The organism is Pelotomaculum isophthalicicum JI (genome assembly GCF_029478095.1).
Classification (GTDB): domain Bacteria; phylum Bacillota; class Desulfotomaculia; order Desulfotomaculales; family Pelotomaculaceae; genus Pelotomaculum_D; species Pelotomaculum_D isophthalicicum.
In genome coordinates, this window is sequence record NZ_JAKOAV010000028.1 from 16345 (window position 1) to 38377 (window position 22033).

Genomic DNA, 22033 nt, shown 5'->3' on the forward strand with positions numbered 1-22033 from the left:
TTTGAATTATTCTGAATTCTGACTCCTGACTCCTGAATACTTAACAGTAATGACAAGCGGAGGGAAGAAGATGGCTTCTCCAACTCCCCTGCCCGTAACGGCCAGAGCATATATAAAGAAGAGCAGCGACTTGATTATCGCCGGGCTGATCGTCGGGATCATCCTGTTGATTATCATTCCGCTGAAACCGGGTTTTCTTGATATCTTGCTCACTTTAAGCATGACTATGGGGCTGGTGATCCTATTAATCACTATGTTTACTATTGAGCCTCTGCAGTTTTCCGTTTTTCCCTCGCTCTTGCTGGTGACTACTCTTTACCGTTTGGCGCTGAATATTTCATCCACCCGCTTAATTTTAGGGAGCGCCGCGGCCGGTAAGGTGATCGCGGCTTTTGGAGAGTTTGTGGTCGGCGGCAGCTACGTGGTGGGAATGGTTGTATTTATTATTATCACTGTTATCCAGTTTGTGGTGATCACCAACGGCGCCGGCAGGGTGGCGGAAGTTGCCGCGCGTTTTACCCTGGATGCCATGCCGGGCAAGCAAATGAGCATTGACGCTGAGTTTAACGCGGGTATGATTAACGAGGTTGAGGCGCGGGATAGGCGGAAGCGTCTGCAGCGTGAGGCGGATTTCTTCGGGGCGATGGACGGGGCCAGCAAGTTCGTCCGCGGTGACGCTATTGCCGGTATTATTATCATTATTATTAACATTTTAGGCGGCCTGATTATCGGCATGGTGCAAAAGAACATGTCCTTTCTTCAAGCGCTGCAGACTTATACGTTACTGACAATCGGTGAGGGTTTGGTTGCCCAGATACCGGCGCTTCTTATCTCAACCGCGACTGGCATTCTGGTCACCAGGTCCACTTCCGACACCAGCTTTGGTAAAGATCTGTCAAGTCAGTTTTTAAATTTTCCAAAAGTGTTGATAGTTGCTACTTTTATCCTATTCGTGATCGGCCTTATTCCGGCCATGCCCAATATACTGTTTCTATCCCTGGCTGGGGTTACAGGATATCTGGCTTACAATATGATCCGGGCGGAGAAGAAAAAAACAACGGCGAAGCGGGAACAGGTTGCACGGGAAAGCCGAGAACAAAAGAAAGAGCCGGAAAATGTTTCTACTTTCTTTCAAGTCGATACCTTGGAAATTGAAATTGGGTATAACCTGATCTTGTTGACTGATGAAGGACAGGGTGGTGACTTGCTGCACCGTTTGGCGGCTGTCCGGCGCCAGTGTGCCGGAGAAATGGGGATTTATGTCCGCCCGATCCGGATCAGGGACAACCTGCAGCTTAACCCAAACGCTTATTCTTTTAAGTTGCGCGGTATTGAAATAGCCGCTGGCGAGTTGATGCCGGGGCAGTTCCTGGCCATGGACCCGCTTGGGCAGGAGTTGAATGTCAAGGGGACACCTACCACTGAGCCGACTTTTGGACTGCCGGCCTGGTGGGTGTCTGCCGAAGACCGAGACCAGGTGGAAATGAACGGGTTTACTGTTGTTGACTGTGCCACTGTTTTGGTTACCCATCTCACTGAAGTTGTCAAGAGGCACGCGCACGAACTGTTAGGCAGGCAGGAAGTTAAAGAATTGCTGGATGTCGTGAAAGAAAAGAATTCGGTTGTTGTTGAGGAACTGGTCCCTGACTTGATGACCATGGGTGAAGTGCAAAAAATCTTGCAAAATCTCCTGAAAGAAAGAGTGCCGATAAGAGACCTGGCCGGTATTCTGGAGGCGTTGGCAGACGGCGCCAGGATTAGCAAGGACCCTGACTACCTGACGGAATGTACGCGTCAGGCCTTGTCCAGGACCATTTGCAGCCAGTATACGGGGACGGACTCATCAAAAATTGCGGTAGTCACTTTGCATCCCAGGTTGGAACAGTCTGTCGCCGACTCTATTGAACAGACTCAAATGGGTTCTTATCCTGTTTTGGAACCGCAAGTTGCCAGGCAAGTGTTAAATAAGTTGAAGGAAACAGTGGATAACCTCACCCTGCGCGGGTTTCCTCCGGTGGTTCTTTGTTCATCAAAGGTACGCCTGCCGTTTCGCAGGTTGACGGAAAGGTTTCTGCCGAACCTTGCCGTGCTGTCAATGAATGAAATCGCTCCGAATGTAGAAGTTGAGGCTATAGGGACGGTGACGTTAGATTGAAAATTAAGCGTTATGTAGTCAGGGAAATGCAGGAGGCTATCAGGCTGATAAAGCAGGATCTGGGTCCGGATGCGGTGATTGTCAGCAGTTACAAGGTGCCTGCCAAAGGTATTGCGGGATTTTTTATGCCCAGGTTGCTCGAAGTAACTGCCGCCCTGGATGAGCCCCATGAGATTAATTTTAGATTGAAAAGAGCCCCGGTGCAACTGGCCGCGACAGCCGGCAATAGTGCAAACAGTCAAAGTAGCCCGGCGGTTGCGTTGCCCTTAAAGCAGCAAGGACATGGTGAACGTACTCTCTACCTTACCAGTGGCAGATACGGCGCAAGGAGACCGGACAATCCGGCGGACAGCCAGCTGGCGGAAGGTCCAGGCCCAGTGGGGCGGGAGGTCCGGCAAGGCGTGGAAAGGAGAAGCCTCTTCGAAATGATTGTCAATAAAGAAATGGAAGCAGGCCAGGGTGGAGATCCCGTATTCAATTGGAGAAGAGCGCTGATAAAAATGGATGTGGATGAAAATATAGTCGAGAGACTGTTGTCGGACCTCAACAGTGAATTAAGCCAGTCCGGTAGTGAATTTGAGAATGTCTATCTGAATATCAAGAGGCAAGTCATCCGCCTGTTGGAGCCGGCTTATATTCCAACAGAAAAAACCAGGGTGTTGACCTTCGTTGGGCCTACCGGGGTGGGAAAGACAACCACACTAGCGAAATTGGCGACTAAATTAAGCCTTAATGAGAATAAGAAGATTGCCCTGGTCGCGATTCAAACATACCGGCTGGGAGCTATGGAACAACTACAGGCTTATGGGGATTTTCTGGGCATTCCGGTTGAGGTGGTAATGACTCCGGCTGAATTGGCTAGAGTGTTGGAAAACCACTCCGATAAAGACTTTGTACTCGTTGATACTGCCGGCCGCTCGGCGCGAAATAACGGGCAGTTGCTGGAACTCAAAAGTTTTCTTGACGCTGTCGGGGAACCACAGGATATTTTTTTGGTTTTAAGTCTGACCACGAAAAATAGAGATTTAAACAAAATTGCTTTTGAATTTCAAAAAATAAAATGCTCAAAAATAATTTTTACTAAACTTGATGAAACCGAGACCTATGGCTCTATTTTGAATTTAGTAAGTGCTTACGGTATGCCTGTGGCTTATCTGGCGGACGGCCAGGGCATACCGGACTGTATTAGCGAAGCAAAGCCCAGGAGTATAGCAGAATTACTATTCAGGGGAGTTGACCCGGATGAAGTTATGGCCACCTAAGGCGGGCCGAATTTACCGGGGTTCAATAGTAAAAAGCGAAAACACGCCTTCTGGCCCCAGAGCAATCGCTGTGGCTAGCGGGAAAGGCGGAGTCGGCAAGACGAGCCTGTCGGTAAACCTGGCGCTATGCATGGCTAAGATGGGTCTCAATGTTACCCTGCTTGACGCGGATCTCGGTCTGGCCAACGCAGAGGTCATGCTTGGGCTGGTTCCCCGCTTTAGCTTGTACGAGGTGCTCTATGGAGATAAAACTATTGAGGAAATTACTGTACAGGGTCCGTTTGGGATAAATGTGATATCCGGCGGTTCCGGTTGTCTGGAGATGGCCAATTTGGACCACAACAGGCGGCAGTGGCTTTTAAAAATGTTCGACCGGTTCAACTGTCGTGACGATGTGCTTATTATTGATAATGGCGCGGGTATCAATAAGAACGTGCTTGGTTTCTTAGCGGCAGCCGGGGAAGTGATCATAGTGGTTACACCCGATCCGACTTCGTTGACTGACGCTTATGCGCTAATAAAAGTGCTTGCCAATTATAAAGTGCATTCGGAAGTATATCTCGTGGTTAACCGCGCCTCCGGCAAGCAGGAGGCAATACATACGTTAAACAAGATACAAACAGTTGCCGGCCGGTTTTTAGAAATAAAGATCAACAACCTAGGTTGGATCCCTGAAGACAGGGTGGTCGCTCAGGCAATAAGAAAGCAGCAACCTTTCTTTATAACCAGCCCCTCTTCAACGGCTTCCCGGAGCGTTGCCGGGATGGCGGAATTATTAACGGGAGTTGCTCCTTCTCCCGCGGTTAGTGGGGGGTTCTGGGGCAAGTTGATGGGGTTATTTGGTTAGGGGGAACATTGTTGGCTGTGCAAAATTGGATTAGGATCAACCAGAACATCCGGGTTGCCCGTCTTGATAGCGATGATGACTGGTATGCTTCCAGTGTGCAGGATATTAACGAACGTGAGTTTTGTATTTCAGTTCCGTTGAAGGAATCGAGGCCGCTGGTTTTAAGTAAAGGAGAACAGGTAAAAGTATCATTTATCGCTGACATGACACGGTATGAGTTTATCACAAAAACGCGCGGACGGCGGTACGATAACATCCCGTTGTTCGTGCTGGCCATGCCGAAAGAGTACACTCGCGTTCAGCTAAGAGATTTTGTCAGGGTTCCCATAACTTTGGAAGTAGATTATGCCAGGATTCCCATTGGAGGCAAAGAACCTGTCTTTTTGAAGGCAGATAGTATTGATTTAAGCGGCGGCGGGATCAGGTTATTGATTAATAATGATTTGGCCGCGGAAACGCGTATAATTATCAAGTTTACAATTCCATTAAAGACAGGACCCCAAGAGATAGAAGTCGTTGGCAGGGTTGTAAGGATCTGGGCCGACGAGCGTACAAGATTGCGCCAAGCCGCTATCCAATTTGTGAAAATAAACCGCAAACAAGAGGATTTAATTACCCGCTTTTTATTTAATATAATGTCTGAACAAAGGCGGCTAAGATAAAATTAAATATTTTTACGTTAGATATAAACTCGTAAAAAGTGCAGCCTCCTTTATGGAAATGGGTGATGACATGGCTGTTACCGAAGAGCTTTGGCGGGAATACCGCACAACAAGGGAGGAAAATATTAAGCATGAATTAGTTACGGCTCACCTGTCTTTGGTGAAACATCTCGCGGGGCGGCTGGCGGTCAGATTGCCTGCCATAATAGATCAGGAAGACTTGGAAAGCTACGGGGTGTTCGGTCTCTTGGAGGCAGTGGAAAAATATAATCCTGATCTGGGAACCAGCTTCAAGGCTTACGCATACAGCCGCATTAAGGGCGCCATGATTGATGAAATACGTAAGTTGAACTGGGTGCCCCGTACAGTATGGCAAAAAATACAGCAGTTAAATTTGACCAAGGAAAGATTGCAAAAAGAGCATGGCGAGAATATGTCGGAAGAAATGCTGGCCGGGGCAATGGGTTTAACCTTGTCCGAGTTGCACAAGCTGGCCGGACAGACCAACTTGCTTAATCTTTCCTCACTAGATGAAATCGCATCGGGCACTGACGGTGAACCAGTTCGTTTGGTGGATTTAATCCGGGACCCGGCAAGTCCCGATCCACTGGATGTCGTCGAAGGAAAGGAAGGTAAACGACAATTAACTGAAGCTATCAGGACACTTTCTGAAAAAGACCAGTTGGTATTATCGCTTTATTATCAAGAGAGACTGACATTAAAGGAGATTAGTAAAGTGCTTGAAGTTTCGGAATCAAGGGTCTGTCAGTTGCATACCCGGGCGATAGAAAGGTTGAGGAAAAAGTTGAAAAATATTTGATTCATGGTGTAGTGAGATAAAGTATTACGAAACATTAATCGAAGGGTGTGGTATGAATTGTTAAGGGGCTTGTATATGGCTGCTTCCGGGATGGATGTTTTACAAACATGTATTGACGGGACGGCAAATGATATTTCGAACGCGACGACACCTGGTTACAAAAAGGATACTTATTTAATTAAGAGTTTTCCCGAGATGCTTTTGATCGAAAAAGGAGGCCCTCAAAATAAAAACCCATTGTTGCCGCAGCACACCCGAAAAATTGGAACCACAAGCATAGGGGCGCGGTTGGCGGAAATATCAACTGATTTCACCACGGGGAGTGTTCAAGAAACTGGGAATAAAACGGACATTTTTCTGAGTGGTCCGGGTTTTTTTGCGGTAAACGCTCCGGCACAGGGTGATCCGGGAAGAGTCTGTTATACCCGCAATGGCGCCTTTAAGATTGACGAAAATGGCTATCTGGCTACTGCCGGAGGTTATCGTGTGCTGGGTGAGAATGGCGAAATATTACTAGGAAATTCGGAATTGAAATTCGACGTTACGTCTGACGGGAGCGTTATGGTCGACGGTGTCCGGGTGGAAAAACTCCAACTGGCTGAGTTTAGCAATCTTAATAGTCTTTACAAAGAGACTGACGATTTATTTGTTGACAGAGAAGGGGCGGCGGAAACCGCATCCAACACTTCTGTTAAACAAGGTTTTCTGGAGGGCTCTAATGTCAATCCTGTTGACGAGATGGTTAATTTGATTACCGTAACCAGGGCATATGAGGCTAACCAGCGCTTGATTCAATCCCAGGACGAAATGCTGTCTAAAGCAGTTAACCAGGTGGGTAGTTTGAGGTAAGTACTCAGGAGTCAGAAGTCAAGGAGTCAGAATAAAAGAATGGTTTACATCCCGAAATATTCTGAATTCCGACTACTGAATTCTGAGTACCTGAATAATAACGGTAAAAATGCCTTTTTTCTGGTTTAGTTGCACAAAAAATAACCGATGGATAGAATTTCCTAAAGATTATGGTATTATAGAGGTGTAAGGTTATGCTAAAAGCATTGAGTAGCAGCGCTTGTGGAATGAACGCACAACAATTGAAAGTTGATACATTGGCTAATAATCTGACCAATATCGACACACCTGGTTATAAGAAACTCCGGGCCAATTTTGCCGAACTGATCAACCAACCGGTTGAGTATACCGGTTCTCCAGGTAACCCTGACGTAACCTCTGGCAATGGTGTGCGGGTAGCTGAAGTGGCCAAATATTTTAGCCCGGGTGATGTCATAAAAACTGGACGCTCACTGGATCTTGCCGTGAAAGGAGAAGGCTTTTTCCGGGTTGTCCGCGGCGGCGAGGAGTATTATACACGCGACGGCACTTTTAACCTTGATGAGTCCGGTAACCTGGTGACTCCTAATGGCTGCGTGCTGGAGGGGATCCGGTTTAATCCAGACGCAAATAAAATAATGATTTCTGCGGACGGAAAAGTTACAGCCGAAGGACCCCAAGGCGTGTCTGAATCAGGTCAAATCCAGCTGTACAAGTTTACTAATCTGGCGGGACTAAAGTTGGAAGGAGAGGATCTTTTATCATTTGATAGTGAACTGGGAGAGGTTGTGCCCGGAGTTGCCGCAAGTCCCGGATATGGAACGATTATGCAAGGGTTTCTGGAAGCGCCGAACTTTAGTTTGGTGGAAGAGATGACAAATCTAATTGAAGCCCAGCGAGCATATGGTTTTAACGCCCGGACCATGCGTACCGCGGATGAAATGTGGGGGATGGCTAATAATTTGCGGAAGTAAGGTGATCGTAAAATGCAGGTTTCACCGGTACGGGAAGCAACGGCATTCCAGGCAGCTAACTATACCGAGATTCAGGTGGGTATAGCCGATTTGAAAGTTGCATCACAGCCGGATCGCTTAATTACCCTGGGCCTTGGTTCCTGTGTCGGGCTTACCCTGTACGACCCGGCTGCCAAGATAGGGGGGTTGTTACATATTATGCTCCCTGACAGTACCCAGTTCAATAGTGTTACGAAACCAGCCAAGTTTGCCGACTTGGGAATACCTCTCCTGTTATCGGAAATTAGACGATACGGTGGCAAGGTTAGTAACCTTCAAGCGAAGATAGCTGGTGGAGCGCAGATGTTTTCCGGGTTAAATGAAAAATTTGTTTTAAATATCGGGGAGCGAAATATTGCCATGACCAAGCTGACTTTAAAAAACTTGGGTATCCGGATACTGGCGGAGGAAGTGGGCGGAAACAGGGGCAGAACCATGATTTTAGATACAACTAACGGTCAGGTGACTATCCGGACAGTGGGAACCCCGTTGAAAGTAATTTGATTGTCAGGCAAGTAAATATTTAAGATATATGGAGATAAGGAATTTAAGTATGGATTTTTCACTTTTTAAAGATAGAATACGCAGCAATTTTAAATTGGATTTGAACGCTTATAAAGAGAATCAGTTAAAGCGCCGATTGGACAGCTTGATGACAAAGCAAAAAATAAATAATGGCGACTACGCCGGCTTTTTTAAATTATTGAACTCAGACAGAAAAGCTTACACGGACTTCCTCGATACCGTGACTATCAATGTATCAGAGTTTTTTCGCGATAAGTCGATGTTTAGCGTACTGGAAGAAAAAGTTATGCCAATGCTGTTGGAAAAAGGTGCCTTGAAAGTCTGGAGCGCAGCCTGCTCCAACGGGGCTGAACCCTATTCCATAGCGATTATTTTGCACGAATTATCTCCAAATCGGCGCCACCAGATCGAAGGCACTGATCTGGACCGGAATATTCTGCAGGCGGCGGCCGATGCTTGTTATAATCAAGATCAGGTGCGTAATGTCAGCGGTCCAAGACTTGACAAATATTTCAGAAAAGAAGGCAACATGTACTACTTACATGACAATATAAAGAACATGGTTAACTTGCGGCAGCACGACCTGCTGCTGGATCAGTACGGGCAAAGCTACGACTTGATCGCCTGCCGGAATGTGATGATATACTTTACCAGGGAAGCGCAGGATGTTTTGAATAATAAATTTGTCAAGGCGCTGAAACCTGGAGGCGTGCTGTTTATTGGCGCCAGTGAGATGATATTCAACTATAAAGAACTGGGTCTTGAAAAAATTGCCTCGTGTTATTACCTTAGAAAGTAATTAAAGAGGGGATTAATATGTTGGATAAAAAGGTAATCCCGGATGTTTATATTGACGCTTTACAGGAAATAAGCAATATCGGCTTGGGCAACGCGGCTACCGCTTTAGCTGAACTGCTTGATAAAAAAGTGGATATGGCTGTTCCAAAAGCCTTCTTTATCGATGTGGAAGAAATATTCAACATGGTAGGCGGACCTGAGGAAGTAGTGTCATGCGTCTTTTTGAATGTCGAAGGTGATGTTCCCGGAACAGTATTGTTTATTTTTACGGAGCAGAGCACCTACAGGTTAATTGAAATGTTGATGGGACAGGGGGTTGGTGATGTTACAGAACTGGACGTTATGGGTGAGTCGGCTGTTTCCGAAATAGGCAATGTTTTAACGGGCTCATTTATGAACGCCATCGGTGGGATGACCGGTCTGAGTATGAATACTTCGGTTCCTATGTTTGCTTTTGATATGTTCGGGGCGATTTTAAGCACTTCCCTTGTGGCCAGCGGTCACTGGGATGATCAAGTCCTGTTTATTGAAACAGTTTTTTTCCAGGAAACAGACGAAATAAGAGGACATTTTTTTATGCTGCCGGAAACCGGAGCCCTAAACCGGCTTTTTGAAGCACTTGGCATTACAGAAGGAGCATAGACTATTGACAGGAGGGAACTATTTTGGGGAAGCGGATTTTAATCGTTGACGATGCGGCTTTTATGAGGATGATGATTAAAAATATCGTTAGCAAGAACGGTTATGAGGTAGTTGGTGAAGCGGAAAACGGGCAAATTGCCGTAGAGTTGTACAAGCAGCATAAGCCCGACCTTGTGACCATGGACATTACTATGCCGGAAATGAACGGGATTGAAGGTGTCAAAGCGATTCGCAGTATTGATCCCAATGCTAACGTGATCATGTGCAGCGCGATGGGCCAGCAAGCCATGGTAATGGAGGCGATACAGGCCGGCGCGAAAGACTTTATCGTTAAGCCATTCCAGCAAGACCGGATCCTCCAGGCCATCGAAAGAGTCATGGCAAGGGCCGGCCAGTAAAAGTATTTAGGGAAGGAATAACTTATGGACGTACTTTCCCAGAATGAAATAGATGCCTTATTAAACGCGCTGTCAACCGGCGAGGTAAAAATTGAGGAGCTAAAGGACACCCAAAAGAGTATTGATTATAAATTATATGATTTTCGGCGTCCGAATAAATTCTCCAAGGAACATCTGCGCTCCTTGCAGGTGTTGCATAGTGTCTTTACAAGGTTTTTAACGAACTTTTTAACGGGTTACCTCAGAACCAACATTCAGGTGGAAGTTGTTTCCGTTGACCAGTTGACGTATGAGGATTTTATCAAGTCTATACCGAGTCCGACTGTAATCACCATTTTTAAAGTGAAGCCTTTTGAAGAAAATGCTATTATCCAATTTGATCCGATGTTTTTATTCCCCATGATCGACCTTTTTTTCGGCGGAAACGGGGAAGCGCCTGGAGAAGTCCGGGAACTGACGGATATAGAACTCTCTGTTACGAAAAATATCAGTGACATTTTATTAGATAATCTAGTGTTGTCGTGGAAGGACATTGTCTTAATCGAACATGAGATTTTGTCTGTGGAAACAAACCCAAACTTGCATCAAATTTTCCCATTTAATGAGATTGTGGCTTTAATAACAATGACTACCAAAGTGGGGGAATCAACAAAAGGCTTTATTAACCTTTGCCTGCCGTTCACTTTGCTCGATCCCGTCATAATTCAACCGGCTCAGCAAAAGCGTTTTGGAGCACATATTTCCGCCGCGGACGAGAAAGAGAGGAAAAAAGTTGAGTATTGGCTTGGCTTTCCAAAAATTGAACTGACTGTCGTAACCGGCCAGGCACAAATCACGGTCCGTGATTTCTTGCAGTTGCAGGAAGGCGATGTTATGGTTATAGACAGGAAGATGGACCAGGATATGGATGTTTACGTTGGTGAGAACTTGAAATATAAAGCGCAAGCCGGTACGCTGGGAAACCAGTTCGCCGTACAAATAACCGCGCTGGCGGGGGAAGGCGATCATGATGTCTGATGGATTACTGAAACAGGAAGAAATTGATGCTCTTTTGGGCGGTTCGGATCAGGAACCTGCGCAAGATGAAGCGGTGAGTGAAGATTTCCAGGATGAAAAACTGGAAATTGAGGAACCAGTTGAAGAGACAAGCGTGATTAATGATTTAAAGAATGAGGAAAAAGACGCGCTGGGGGAGATCGGCAACATTTGTATGGGTTCTGCCTCAACAACCCTGTCAATGTTGCTTAACCAAAAGGTAAACATTACGAGCCCTTTTGTCACTGTTACCACTCTGGAGAATTTATTTTCAGGCTTTACAGTTCCTTACATGACCATTTATATTCAATATATCGAGGGACTTTCCGGGTTTAACCTGTTGGCGATGAAGTTGGGTGACGCCGCCGTATTGGCTGACTTGATGATGGGCGGCGACGGCACAAATATAACCGAGGAGTTAACTGATATCGGTGTCAGTGCGGCGTCAGAGGCCATGAACCAGATGATTGGCTCATCTTCAACCTCTATGGCGTCAATGTTCGGACGGACTGTTAATATATCTCCCCCTGAAACAATCGTGTACCGTCAATTGGAAGGTATTAAAGCTCTGCAAGAGGTTGTAAATGGTCCGGTGGTAGTTGCTTCATTTAAAATGACTATCGGTGAAATACTGGACACCCAAATCATGCAGGTTATGGGTATAGAAACGGCAAGGGAAGAGGCAAAGTTCATTCTCGGCAACTTGTATAATGATTCCGTTGAGGAGCCGGGTATTAAAGAAGAGCCTCCAGCGGAGGAAATAGTTGAGGAAAAATTAGACGTTGGGGAATTCAACGGACTGGCCAACGATTTTTTAAGCAGCTTGGATGAAGACATAACGGAACCGGAACCGTCGATGCCATTCACAGCAGTGGGTTCAAGCGATAAAACAGCGCCGGCGCAGCAAATTCCGGTTAAACCCGTTGCGTCCTCTGCTACGCTGGCCGCCCCGCCCGGGATTGACCAAAAGCGGCTGGATATGCTCTTGGATATCCCTTTAAAGGTTACCGCCTTGCTTGGGCGAACCAAGTGGCCGATTAAAGATATTTTGGGAATAGCGCCTGGTTCCGTCGTTGAGTTGGAGAGTCTGGTTGATGAGCCGGTGGAGATACTGGTTAACGGCATTCTCGTAGCTATGGGTGAAGTTGTTGTTGTAAATGAAAACTTCGGGGTGCGTATTACCAGTATAATTGGACAGGAGGAAAGAATACAAAAACTTATGCAAAGAAAGATACCCTGATGAGATCAGGGTATCTTAGCAATAGTTACATAGCGAGTATAAGTTTTGCGGAGATATGTAATAATAAGCTGTTAATATAGAAATGTGGCACTAATTCAAGACACAATGTAAGTGAGCTTTCAGAGGAGAGAAAATTGAAAGTATTTGCTATCGGGGATGTACACCTGTCTTTTTACAGTCCGGTTGACCCTCGCTGTTGGGATAATGTTAAGGTCTCCAAACCCATGGATATATTCGGGGAAGAGTGGTATGAACACTACCGCAAGATTTATGATAATTGGTTGAGCGTGGTAGGACCGGAGGATTTGGTTTTGATGCCGGGTGATTTTTCCTGGGCGATGAAGCTTGACGAGGCGCGTTATGACCTGGAATTCCTGGGTCTTTTACCTGGAACCATTGCCGGGGTGGCGGGGAACCATGATTACTGGTGGCAAAGCCTGTCCCAGGTGCGTGCGGCATTACCTGCAAATATGCGGGTAATCCAGAACGACCACCTGGTTTTTGGAGATTTAGCCATTTGTGGCTCAAGAGGGTGGAGTTGTCCGGGGGAGGCGCACTATGAGGCGCACTATAAAGAAGAAGATCAGAAAATTTACCGCCGGGAACTGCTCAGGATGGAAAACTCGTTAAAAGGTGTCCAAGCAGGAGCGCAAAAGATAGTTGTGATCACCCACTTTATGCCTACCAGCGAGCAGCACGAAAAAAATGATATGATTGAACTGTTCTTGCGGTACGGGGTGGACTCCGTAGTCTATGGCCACTTGCATTCGGACGCTGTCCGGTTGAAACTGCCGGATCGTGCTTGGGGGATAAATTTTCATTTAGTCAGCGCCGATTATGTGAATTTTGCGCCTGTGAAAATAATGTGAGAAGCAAGGGGACGTTCATTTTGCTTCCCTTTGCAAGGGAAGCAAAATGAACGTCCCCTTGCTTCTCTTGCAGAAAGAGGGGTATTGGTGAAAACCAAGGCTGTATTGTTTGATCTAGACGGTACTCTTGTAGATACGTTACCTTTGATAATCCAAACCTACAGGAAAGTGTTTCATGGTATGAAGATCCCTTGGGGTGATAATGACGTAGTAAAGTTGATCGGACTTCCCTTGGTGGAAATTGCCAGACGTTTTGTTGGAAAGAATGAGCCTCAGTTTGTTGAGCTTTATCAATATTATTACCAGTTGGAGCATGACCGCTTAACCAGGCTGTTTCCAGGCACATTAGAAATCATCAAATATTTAAAGAATCTGGGCCTTAAGCTCGGCATTGTGACTTCAAAAGGCAAGCCGGTTACTTTACGGACGATTGCTTATACAGGATTGGACTGTTTGATGGATGTAGTGGTAACAGCCCACGATGTTGTTAAACCAAAGCCTGACCCGGAGCCATTGTTTAAAGCTCTGGCGTCGCTGGAGACCGCGGCTGACCGGTCAATTTTTATCGGCGACAGCAGGTTGGACATATTAACCGGACAAAATGCCGGGGCACGCGCTTTAGGTGTAACTTGGGGGCTTGACGACAAGGAAGAATTAGAAAAACTGGCTCCGGACGGTTTGCTGGACAGCTGGGAAGAAATAAATCTTTATCTGTAGCAGGTTAACTGAGCAGGAGTCAGAATTCAGGAGTCAGGAGTCAGGAGTCAGGAGTCAGAATAAGAGAATGGTTATCGGTCTTGAAATATTCTGAATTCTGACTACTGAATTCTGAATACTTGAATAGTGACGTAACAAGAAGCATGGCTGTTACCAGGATATTTGTCCTGAGAATAGCTGATGTCATTTGCTGGAGGTATCTTATTGGTTGTCGGAGTGTTAACAATTGAATTGTTCATTGGCGAAGCACACTCGCTCAAAGAAAAGAGAAGGGTGCTAAAAAGTGTCATAATGGAAGCAAGGGGACGTTCTTTTTGCTTCCCCCTTGCAAGGGGGAAGCAAAAAGAACGTCCCCTTGCTTCCCAAAGACCTCCACTTCTATTAGTGGGGGTTACCGATTCAGACTTCGATTAGGATAGAGTCCCCCACCAAAGCCCTGAAGTTTAGCGGAAGCTAAACGAGTTCACTGTCTTAAAATATTCTGAATTCTGACTCCTGACTCCTGAATACTTGAATAGTAACGTAACAGGAAACATGCTTATTGGTAGGATAACTATTCTCAGAATAGCCGTTACCATCGCCGGAGGAAATTAGATTGGTTGTCGGAGTGTTAACAATTGAATTGTTCATTGGCGAAGCACACTCGCTCAAAGAAAAGAGAAGGGTGCTAAAAAGTGTCATAGACCGGATAAAAACGCGTTTTAACGTTTCTATCGCGGAGATCGGAGAAATGGATACCTGGCAACGTTCTACTTTAGGCCTGTCAATAATAAGCAACGAACAAGCCTACGTCCACAAAGTCTTTGCTGCCATAGTAAGTTTTATCGAAGTCCAGGGAACGCTGACTGTTATTGATTATCAAATACAATTGTTATAAGTTAATTCCTCAACTTATAGTGTTTTTCACCCATAGCCGTACCTTTTTATACCACGATGGAATAGCGTTGAATATGAAAGAATAATTGGAATGGCGGGAAGTTAGAGTCAGCATGTTTGAGTTGGTTTCCATAAAGATTAAGGTGGGCTTTAGTTTACCGTCTTTATCGGGCACATATTTGCCGGTTAATCGATGGTTTGTCATAAATTAACACCCCTGTAATACATTATATATTTTAGGGGTGTCATGTTAAAGAGGTTGATTTTGTCGTTTTTTAACATTTCTATATAGTAATTAAAACATCGGCTGCGCGTACGCCTTGTCCTTTTGGGAATACGAACAAAGGGTTAATATCAAGTTCGTTAATTTGAGGAAAGTCCACTGAAATTTGGGATAATTTTAAGAGTACATCTACAATTGCCTCTTGATCCGCCGGGGGCTTGCCACGAAGACCGGATAAAACCTTGAATCCTTTTATTTCACCGATCATTTCCCTGGTGTCTTCCATGTTCAAAGGGGCGATTCTTAAGGATACGTCTTCCAGCGCTTCAACAAAGATTCCTCCCAATCCGAACATCACTGTCGGGCCAAAGACCGGGTCACGGCTGATACCGGCGATAACTTCAATCCCCCCGGTAAGCATCTCTTGCACCAAAATGCCCCGGATCAAAGCGTCAGGGTTGTGTTTTTTTACGCTATGAATAATTTCTCTGTAAGCTTCTTTAATTTTTTCCGGAGTTTCAATATTAAGTTTGACTCCCCCGGCTTCGGTCTTGTGAGGTATATCGGGTGAGTCGATTTTCAAGGCCACGTGGCAGCCCAGCCCGGCTGCAATTTTAACTGCCTCTTCCTCATTAGTGGCTAAGCTTTCTCTCGTGGTCAGGATACCGCAAGATCTTAGTATTTCCTTGGATTGTGATTCCGACAGCTTATCGCCGGGTTTATAACTTTTTAGCAAAACGGCTGTTTTCTCTCTGTCAGGCATAGGAGAATGAGAAATTTGGGACCGGTTAAAGTATGAATCAACCTTGGCGGAATATTTCGCCAACGCGGCCAGGCTGCGCGCTGCATAATCAATCTCCCTTACAGCGGGAACCTGGTGTTCTCTAAAGAAACGCAGATCTTCAATCGCCGCTTCATCCGAACCCCACACCAGCACCAGCACAGGCTTGCCTGAATGAGCCAACAAATCGACAATTTCCCTCGTAGGTTGCGACCAGCCCTTGCGGGATGCCCAATGCAAGATGATCAGCATATCCACGCCGGGGTCTTTTATTACCAGGTTAGTTGTTTCTCTTAACAGGGTGGGGTCAGTCAAAATCCGTGAGGTCATATCAATAGGATTGGCTGTTGTGCCGAATGAAGGCAGCAGCTTACTTAGGGAGGCCTGTGTATGGGTGCTCAACAGCCCTACTTCAAGACCGGCTTCGACACACTTGTCGGCTAGTAAGACACCATTTCCGCCGGAACCGACAATAATGCCGACTTTGTTTCCGCGGGGCAGGCTGTTGCCGGCCAGCAAAGATAGTATTGTGATAAACTCCTCCACACTTTCAGCCCTAATGATGCCTTTTTGTTTGAAAAAAGAACTATAAACGCGGTCCGAACCCGCCAACGCGCCTGTGTGTGAAGAAGCCGCCCTGGCTGCCGCCGGATGGCGCCCGGTTTTTATCAATATAACCGGCTTTTTGGCTTGAAGCGCCATTTCAGCCGCTTGAAAAAGTTTGCGCCCGTCTTTGATTCCTTCTAAATAACCTCCGATTACTTTGGTGGCGGCGTCTTCGACCATATAGGCAAGATAATCGGCGAACTGAAGGTCGGTCTCATTGCCTGAACTGATAAAATAAGTAAATCCGATACCCCGGTCTGAAGCTATAGCGTGCATTATTGCCCCGAATCCACCGCTTTGGCTGATAAATCCAAAAAAATTAGGCACTATTACTTTCTCCGGCAGCTCTGAAATAACAAATCCCGCTGTCATCGCGTTTTGGGCATTGAATATTCCCATGCAGTTCGGGCCGCACAAGGCGATATCACTTTCTCGCGCCAGTATTGCCATATCTTCCTGAAATTTAATACCTGAACCGCCTACTTCGGCAAACCCTGAAGTAAAAACTATGGCAGCCTTTACTTTCTTCGCGGCACACTCATGAAGAGCTTTTTGAGTCAATTGAGCGGAAACAGCGATAACTGCCAGATCCACTTCATCAGGAATATCACTTAGGGAAGGATAGCATGGTAACCCGGCAATCTTTACGTGTTTTGGATTAACCGGGTATATGCTGCCGGTGTAGCCGTTATTGATTAATGAAACAATCGGCATGCCGCCAGGTTTGGCAGGATTGGCCGAAGCTCCGATAATGGCAATTGAACGGGGATAGAATAAGTAATTCATTGCTTTGCTTCCCCGTAATTGTGAATTATCCAATGATAACTCCCTCACTTTTTTAAGAAACTTGCTCGGGTTATAATTTAAAGATTTAATATTGTTGACCTGATTTTTTTAACGTGCTATAATAAAACCCGTAATTCTGCAATAGTTATTTGATTTACAATAAAATTTGCGGCAGTGGCGGAATTGGCAGACGCGCTAGATTCAGGTTCTAGTGGGCATTAAGCTCGTGGGGGTTCAAGTCCCTTCTGCCGCACCAATTTAGTAATTACGCGGGATACAGGATTTTTGCATTACTAGCAAAAAATCCTGTATTTTTTTTACGCACGATTAGAATTTATATTTTTCATCCCGATATTGGATTCATTAACATCTATAAAAACAAGTAAAATCAATACTTCCTGGAATAGTTGATTTTAATTTTAAACGAAAATAGGTTAAAAATCCAGATATTTTTCTTACTATATCTTAGTTGTGGTGTAATAAACAATGCCTCCTAGTGTCTTGACATACCATAGATTACCAAACTACAATATGTGTAGCATATACAAAATGTTTCCTGGAAAGTGCTGTGCACACTATTATTGAAGGAGATGTTAGTATTGGAAGTATGCCCTATTTGTGATAATCCGGTAAAGGTAATTTATAAAGATTACACTGTAATTAGACCAGTTAAACAGAGATATACAGTACAAAATGTAAAACATATTATATGCGACCAATGCAGAGAAACTTATTTTGATAACGAAACAACGTATTATATCGGTCAAGAATTAAAACGAATGAAAAGAGCGGATGAATAACCGCAAAACCATCCGCGCCGCTGATAATCCATTGTCAAAATAAATTGGCTGCAACAGTTATAGTATCCTTCTCAAGCCACGCATGTGTTTGTCCACCCTCTTCATAAATAACCAGATGCAAATCCCACGTATCTAATCCCATTTTGGATCGCGCAAGCGCCTCTTGGAAAATTATATTAAGGATACCATCAGTTTTTCAGGATGACTTACGGATTGTATCTATGATAACATATAAAAAAATGATCATGTTATTGTATCAGTGAACCGACGATACTTGAAAACATAACACAAGAAATACCAATACCTGAAGTATAATAATAGGTGGCGAGTCGGGGAGGTCTTGCGGTGGCTTCTAATATGATCCTAGTTGTAGATGACGATGAACTGGTTCAGGATTTGATTAGACTGTACCTGGAAAAGGAAGGGTTCCGGGTGGAATCGGCCTGGGATGGGGAAGAAGCGTTGGCCAAGCTGCGAACTGCCGGGCCCGACCTGATTATCCTGGATATAATGCTGCCTAAATTGGACGGCTGGGCAGTTTGCCGGGAGATCCGGAAAACAAAAACAACTCCTATTATCATGCTTACAGCCAAAGGTGAGGAATTTGACCGGGTGCTGGGACTGGAGCTGGGGGCGGACGATTACGTATGCAAGCCCTTCAGCCCGATAGAATTGGTGGCGCGGATCAAGGCGGTACTGCGCCGCAGCGCGCTGGCTGGTCAAACTAGTTCTAAAATTTTAAGCTACCCTGGGATTATTGTTGATTACAGCAGCCACCGGGTTGAAGTGGACGGCCGCGAGGTTGCCCTGGCGCCAAAGGAATTTGAACTGCTTTGGTTTCTTGCCAGTTATCCAGGCAGGCTGTACAGCCGGGAGCAGTTGTTAAAAAATGTTTGGGATTACGAGTACCTTGGCGATCCCCGTACGGTGGACACGCACATCAAACGCTTGCGGGAAAAACTGGAGGCAGGAGCGAAAAAGCGGTACATCAGGACAGTTTGGGGGCTAGGCTATAAATTTGAGGTGGCTGAGTAAAATGCGTAACAGCCTTTTTTCCAAACTGATGGTTTCTTATCTGGTTATTGCTCTGGTTACGCTTGCCGTTGTAGGTATTGCGATCTCTCAGCTATTTGCCAATTATTTTTATACGGCCAAGGAAAGGGAACTGGAGCGCAAAGGCCAGGAAATGACGAGAATTGTGGCGGTTTACCTGGAGGGCGGCCAAGCTCAGCCGATGAATTTTTTGCTCAATACGGTTGGCACTTTTTTAGATGCCCGGTTAACCGTTATTGACAAGGAAGTTTTGCAGCAGGGCGGGTCCGGCATTCAGGGTTTTCCGCAATTGCCGTTGACGTCCGAGGAAGCGAAGCAGGTTCTTGAGGGAAAGACTGTCGTTCTTGAGGGGAAAACAATCGATAATAGAGGCTTTGCCCAGCGTCACGAACAGGTGATGCTCTCAGTGGCGGTGCCGGTTCAGACAAATAATGGGGTGGTTGGCGCTCTAATCCTGACGGCTCCTGTTTCAGGTATGACTGCCACAGTTAATGCTGTGCGTGTATTAATCCTTTACGCCGCCTTGGGGGCTGTTTTACTATCCGCCATGCTGGGGTTCTGGCTGTCCCGCTCTATCTCCCGGCCTTTAAGCCAGATGAGCGAGGTTACCAGGGAAATGGCCAGAGGCAACTTCCGCCAGCGGGTGGAGGTGACCTCAAGTGACGAGGTTGGCCAGTTGGCGGAAGATTTCAATCACCTGGCCGGCTCCCTGGATCAGACCATCAGCGCCCTGTCGCGGGAGAAGGGTAAAATTGAAAACATCTTAACCAATATGACGGAAGGTGTCCTGGCGGTTGACAGCTCCGGCCAGGTGATCCTGGCAAACGAGGCGGTTTCCCGCACCTTGCGGGTTGATCCGGCGGAAGTGCTGGAGCGCCCGGTATCGGCGCTTTCCTGCTGCCCTGGCCTGGCCGGCCTTTTCAGTGAAGTTGTTTTGTCAGGCGAGCCTTGTTCAGCGGAATTTGAAGTTAATGAGGGTAAAACTTTCATTATTGCCCACCTGGCGCCTTTAAGAGAGAGTGTGGGGGGCAGCTACGGAGTTGTTGGCGTGCTGCAGGACATTACCGAGTTGAGGAAACTGGAGCTATTGAGGCGGGACTTTGTGGCCAATGTGTCTCACGAACTGCGTACCCCGCTTACTTCCATTCAAGGATTCCTGGAGGCTTTAATGGATGGCACTATAGACGAAAGCCAGCCCCGGGATCGTTACCTCAAAGTAATCCATCAGGAAACCTTGCGTTTAAACCGGCTGATTCATGATTTGCTGGATCTGGCTATAATCGAGTCCGGCAAAATGCGTTGGGAGCTTAATCCGATCGATGTATCGGACTTGGTTGCCCGGGTTCATCTTAAGTTAAAGCCACAGATAGAACGGCAGCAGGTTAAGGTGAACCAGGATGTACCGGTTGATTTATCCCTAATGCTGGGTAATGAAGACCGGATTGAGCAGGTACTGACCAACTTGTTGGAAAACGCGGTGCGTTATTCGCCGCCAGGTGGCGCCATCACCGTAAAAGCTGTTGAAGAAGCGGGGAAAATTACCGTGGAAGTGGCCGACCAGGGTCCAGGCATTCCACCGGAAGATCTGCCGTATATTTGGGAGCGTTTTCACCGGGTGGAAAAATCCCGCTCACGCAACCTAGGGGGAACCGGACTGGGTTTGGCCATAGTTAAGCAGATAATTGAGGCGCACGGTGGCCGGGTAGAAGTGCGCAGCGAGGTTGGCCAGGGTTCTAATTTTAGTTTTACCCTGGAGGTTGTTCCTGCCGAAAATTAATCGGCACTTATATTTTAAATGGAAAAATTTTTGTTTTTGTCAAAGTTTGTTCACAAAACGGTAAAAAAAAATAGGTATAATAAAGACAATCGTATTTATCATTAATTATTAGGAGGTGTCTGCTGATGAACTCGTATTTTAAATCGATACCCAGGACAAAAATAGTTGTTGCTTTTCTGGCGGCTGCGCTGGTAGTAGCTGCCGTGGCATATGCCGGCAGCTATCATGGACTGCCGCACCTTTCCTGGGCTAATGAGACAAATCCGGGAGAGGCTTATAACCCGTTGCCGGGAATAGGCCCTGACACTATCCCTGACATCGTTTCCAGGGTTAGCCCGGCAGTGGTTAGAATTGATACAACAGAACAGAGCAGCGGTAGCGGCAACCTTGATCCTTTTTTCAACGATCCCTTCTTTAGACAATTTTTCGGGAATCAGAACCTTATGCCGTCCCAACCGAGGGTCAGCCGCGGTCTGGGATCAGGCTTTATTGTATCGTCAGACGGGTATATATTGACAAACGAGCACGTTATCAACGGTGCTGATGCAATCGAAGTGACCTTGGCAGGGCAGGATAAAGCGTACCCGGCCAGAAAAGTTGGGTCTGACAAAGACCTGGACCTGGCAGTGCTAAAAATTGACGCTGGCGCGGAATTGCCCACCGTGCCCCTTGGTAATTCAGACAGCATAAGGGTTGGGGACTGGGTGATCGCTATCGGCAATCCATACGGACTTGATCATACGGTAACGGTGGGAGTGATTAGCGCCAAAGGTCGTCCAATGACCGTGCAAGATCGACAGTATAAAAACCTGCTCCAAACCGACGCCTCGATTAACCCCGGCAACAGCGGCGGACCATTGTTAAACCTGAACGGTGAAGTTGTCGGGATCAATACAGCTATTAATGCCCAAGCCCAAGGCATCGGCTTTGCTATTCCCAGCAGCACCGTCAAATCTGTTTTTGATGATTTGGTGAATAAAGGTGGTGTTGCCCACCCGTGGCTTGGCGTATATCTCCAGTCGGTAACAAATGAAATAGCGCAATATTATGGCTTGAAGGACTTAAGCGGTGCGTTGATTGCCCAGGTGGTGGAAGGCGGCCCGGCTGCCAAGGCGGGGCTTCAACGCGGCGATGTAATAACGGGCTATAACGGCAGCAATGTCAGCAACCCTAATAATCTGATTGATCTGGTAAACGGTACCCAGGTGGGTAGTCAGGTTGAAATAAATTTTGTCAGACAGGGTAATAGCAAGTCAGTGATAGCTACCATAGAAGCTAAAAATTAAACAATTATTTTAATTCCTCACGAGCATGGTGAAA

The 22033-nt window shown here is 46.3% G+C and carries 22 protein-coding genes and 1 tRNA gene; 22 read left to right on the plus strand and 1 reads right to left on the minus strand.

The features are described 5' to 3' along the window. Positions 1 to 70: 70 nt before the first annotated feature. The 17 genes from flhA to L7E55_RS13385 all read left to right on the plus strand — a co-directional run bounded on the left by flhA (position 71) and on the right by L7E55_RS13385 (position 14688). Positions 71 to 2155 (plus strand): flagellar biosynthesis protein FlhA, encoded by a 2085-nt coding sequence (flhA, locus tag L7E55_RS13305; protein WP_277444772.1) that lies wholly within the window; start codon positions 71 to 73, stop codon positions 2153 to 2155. Then, entirely contained in the window at positions 2152 to 3417 is a 1266-nt protein-coding gene (gene flhF, locus L7E55_RS13310; protein WP_277444773.1) for a flagellar biosynthesis GTPase FlhF, read from the plus strand. Before flhA ends, flhF begins: the two co-directional genes overlap by 4 nt. Beyond that, entirely contained in the window at positions 3398 to 4264 is an 867-nt protein-coding gene (locus tag L7E55_RS13315) for a MinD/ParA family protein (RefSeq protein ID WP_277444774.1), read from the plus strand. The genes flhF and L7E55_RS13315 overlap by 20 nt, the downstream gene beginning before the upstream one ends. 17 nt (positions 4265 to 4281) lie before the next feature. After that, positions 4282 to 4926 (plus strand): flagellar brake protein, encoded by a 645-nt coding sequence (locus L7E55_RS13320; protein WP_277444811.1) that lies wholly within the window; start codon positions 4282 to 4284, stop codon positions 4924 to 4926. A gap of 52 nt (positions 4927 to 4978) precedes the next feature. Continuing rightward, a complete protein-coding gene (locus L7E55_RS13325; protein WP_277444775.1) occupies positions 4979 to 5746 on the plus strand; it encodes a FliA/WhiG family RNA polymerase sigma factor in 768 nt (255 codons plus the stop codon). 75 nt (positions 5747 to 5821) lie between these two features. Continuing rightward, positions 5822 to 6595: a flagellar hook-basal body protein gene (locus tag L7E55_RS13330; RefSeq protein WP_277444776.1), complete on the plus strand. Its 774-nt coding sequence runs from the start codon at positions 5822 to 5824 to the stop codon at positions 6593 to 6595. A 194-nt stretch (positions 6596 to 6789) separates the two neighbouring features. Then, positions 6790 to 7548: a flagellar hook-basal body protein gene (locus L7E55_RS13335; protein ID WP_277444777.1), complete on the plus strand. Its 759-nt coding sequence runs from the start codon at positions 6790 to 6792 to the stop codon at positions 7546 to 7548. 12 nt (positions 7549 to 7560) lie between these two features. After that, positions 7561 to 8091 (plus strand): chemotaxis protein CheD, encoded by a 531-nt coding sequence (locus L7E55_RS13340; protein ID WP_277444778.1) that lies wholly within the window; start codon positions 7561 to 7563, stop codon positions 8089 to 8091. 49 nt (positions 8092 to 8140) lie between these two features. Then, positions 8141 to 8911 (plus strand): CheR family methyltransferase, encoded by a 771-nt coding sequence (locus L7E55_RS13345; protein ID WP_277444779.1) that lies wholly within the window; start codon positions 8141 to 8143, stop codon positions 8909 to 8911. A gap of 17 nt (positions 8912 to 8928) precedes the next feature. Further along, positions 8929 to 9552, plus strand: coding sequence for a chemotaxis protein CheC (locus L7E55_RS13350; protein WP_277444780.1), 624 nt, complete (start codon positions 8929 to 8931; stop codon positions 9550 to 9552). A gap of 23 nt (positions 9553 to 9575) precedes the next feature. After that, positions 9576 to 9950 carry a response regulator gene (locus L7E55_RS13355; RefSeq protein ID WP_277444781.1) on the plus strand — a complete coding sequence of 125 codons (375 nt, stop codon included), beginning with the start codon at positions 9576 to 9578 and terminating at the stop codon, positions 9948 to 9950. A 24-nt stretch (positions 9951 to 9974) separates the two neighbouring features. Continuing rightward, positions 9975 to 10967, plus strand: a complete 993-nt coding sequence (gene fliM, locus L7E55_RS13360; protein ID WP_277444782.1) for a flagellar motor switch protein FliM — start codon at positions 9975 to 9977, stop codon at positions 10965 to 10967. Next, positions 10957 to 12225, plus strand: a complete 1269-nt coding sequence (gene fliY / locus L7E55_RS13365; protein WP_277444783.1) for a flagellar motor switch phosphatase FliY — start codon at positions 10957 to 10959, stop codon at positions 12223 to 12225. The genes fliM and fliY overlap by 11 nt, the downstream gene beginning before the upstream one ends. A 134-nt stretch (positions 12226 to 12359) precedes the next feature. Next, entirely contained in the window at positions 12360 to 13094 is a 735-nt protein-coding gene (locus L7E55_RS13370; protein ID WP_277444784.1) for a metallophosphoesterase, read from the plus strand. An 87-nt stretch (positions 13095 to 13181) separates the two neighbouring features. Further along, positions 13182 to 13811, plus strand: coding sequence for an HAD family hydrolase (locus tag L7E55_RS13375; RefSeq protein WP_277444785.1), 630 nt, complete (start codon positions 13182 to 13184; stop codon positions 13809 to 13811). A gap of 204 nt (positions 13812 to 14015) precedes the next feature. Further along, positions 14016 to 14225: a DUF503 family protein gene (locus L7E55_RS13380; RefSeq protein ID WP_277444787.1), complete on the plus strand. Its 210-nt coding sequence runs from the start codon at positions 14016 to 14018 to the stop codon at positions 14223 to 14225. A gap of 181 nt (positions 14226 to 14406) precedes the next feature. Further along, positions 14407 to 14688 (plus strand): DUF503 domain-containing protein, encoded by a 282-nt coding sequence (locus tag L7E55_RS13385; RefSeq protein WP_277444789.1) that lies wholly within the window; start codon positions 14407 to 14409, stop codon positions 14686 to 14688. Between the two features lie 283 nt (positions 14689 to 14971). On the opposite strand, the gene L7E55_RS13390 is transcribed toward L7E55_RS13385, so the two are convergent. Beyond that, positions 14972 to 17116 carry an acetate--CoA ligase family protein gene (locus L7E55_RS13390; protein ID WP_277444791.1) on the minus strand — a complete coding sequence of 715 codons (2145 nt, stop codon included), beginning with the start codon at positions 17114 to 17116 and terminating at the stop codon, positions 14972 to 14974. A 135-nt stretch (positions 17117 to 17251) separates the two neighbouring features. On the opposite strand from L7E55_RS13390, the gene L7E55_RS13395 reads away from it, so the two are divergent. From L7E55_RS13395 to L7E55_RS13410, 5 genes are all read left to right on the plus strand, one after another. After that, a tRNA-Leu gene (locus tag L7E55_RS13395) sits at positions 17252 to 17339 on the plus strand. 334 nt (positions 17340 to 17673) lie between these two features. Then, positions 17674 to 17883 (plus strand): YgiT-type zinc finger protein, encoded by a 210-nt coding sequence (locus tag L7E55_RS17765; protein ID WP_420852049.1) that lies wholly within the window; start codon positions 17674 to 17676, stop codon positions 17881 to 17883. A gap of 345 nt (positions 17884 to 18228) precedes the next feature. Then, positions 18229 to 18918, plus strand: a complete 690-nt coding sequence (locus L7E55_RS13400; protein WP_277444793.1) for a response regulator transcription factor — start codon at positions 18229 to 18231, stop codon at positions 18916 to 18918. Position 18919: 1 nt separating this feature from the next. After that, positions 18920 to 20713 carry an ATP-binding protein gene (locus L7E55_RS13405; protein ID WP_277444794.1) on the plus strand — a complete coding sequence of 598 codons (1794 nt, stop codon included), beginning with the start codon at positions 18920 to 18922 and terminating at the stop codon, positions 20711 to 20713. Positions 20714 to 20838: 125 nt separating this feature from the next. Beyond that, positions 20839 to 21999 carry a S1C family serine protease gene (locus L7E55_RS13410; protein WP_277444796.1) on the plus strand — a complete coding sequence of 387 codons (1161 nt, stop codon included), beginning with the start codon at positions 20839 to 20841 and terminating at the stop codon, positions 21997 to 21999. Positions 22000 to 22033: the final 34 nt, after the last annotated feature.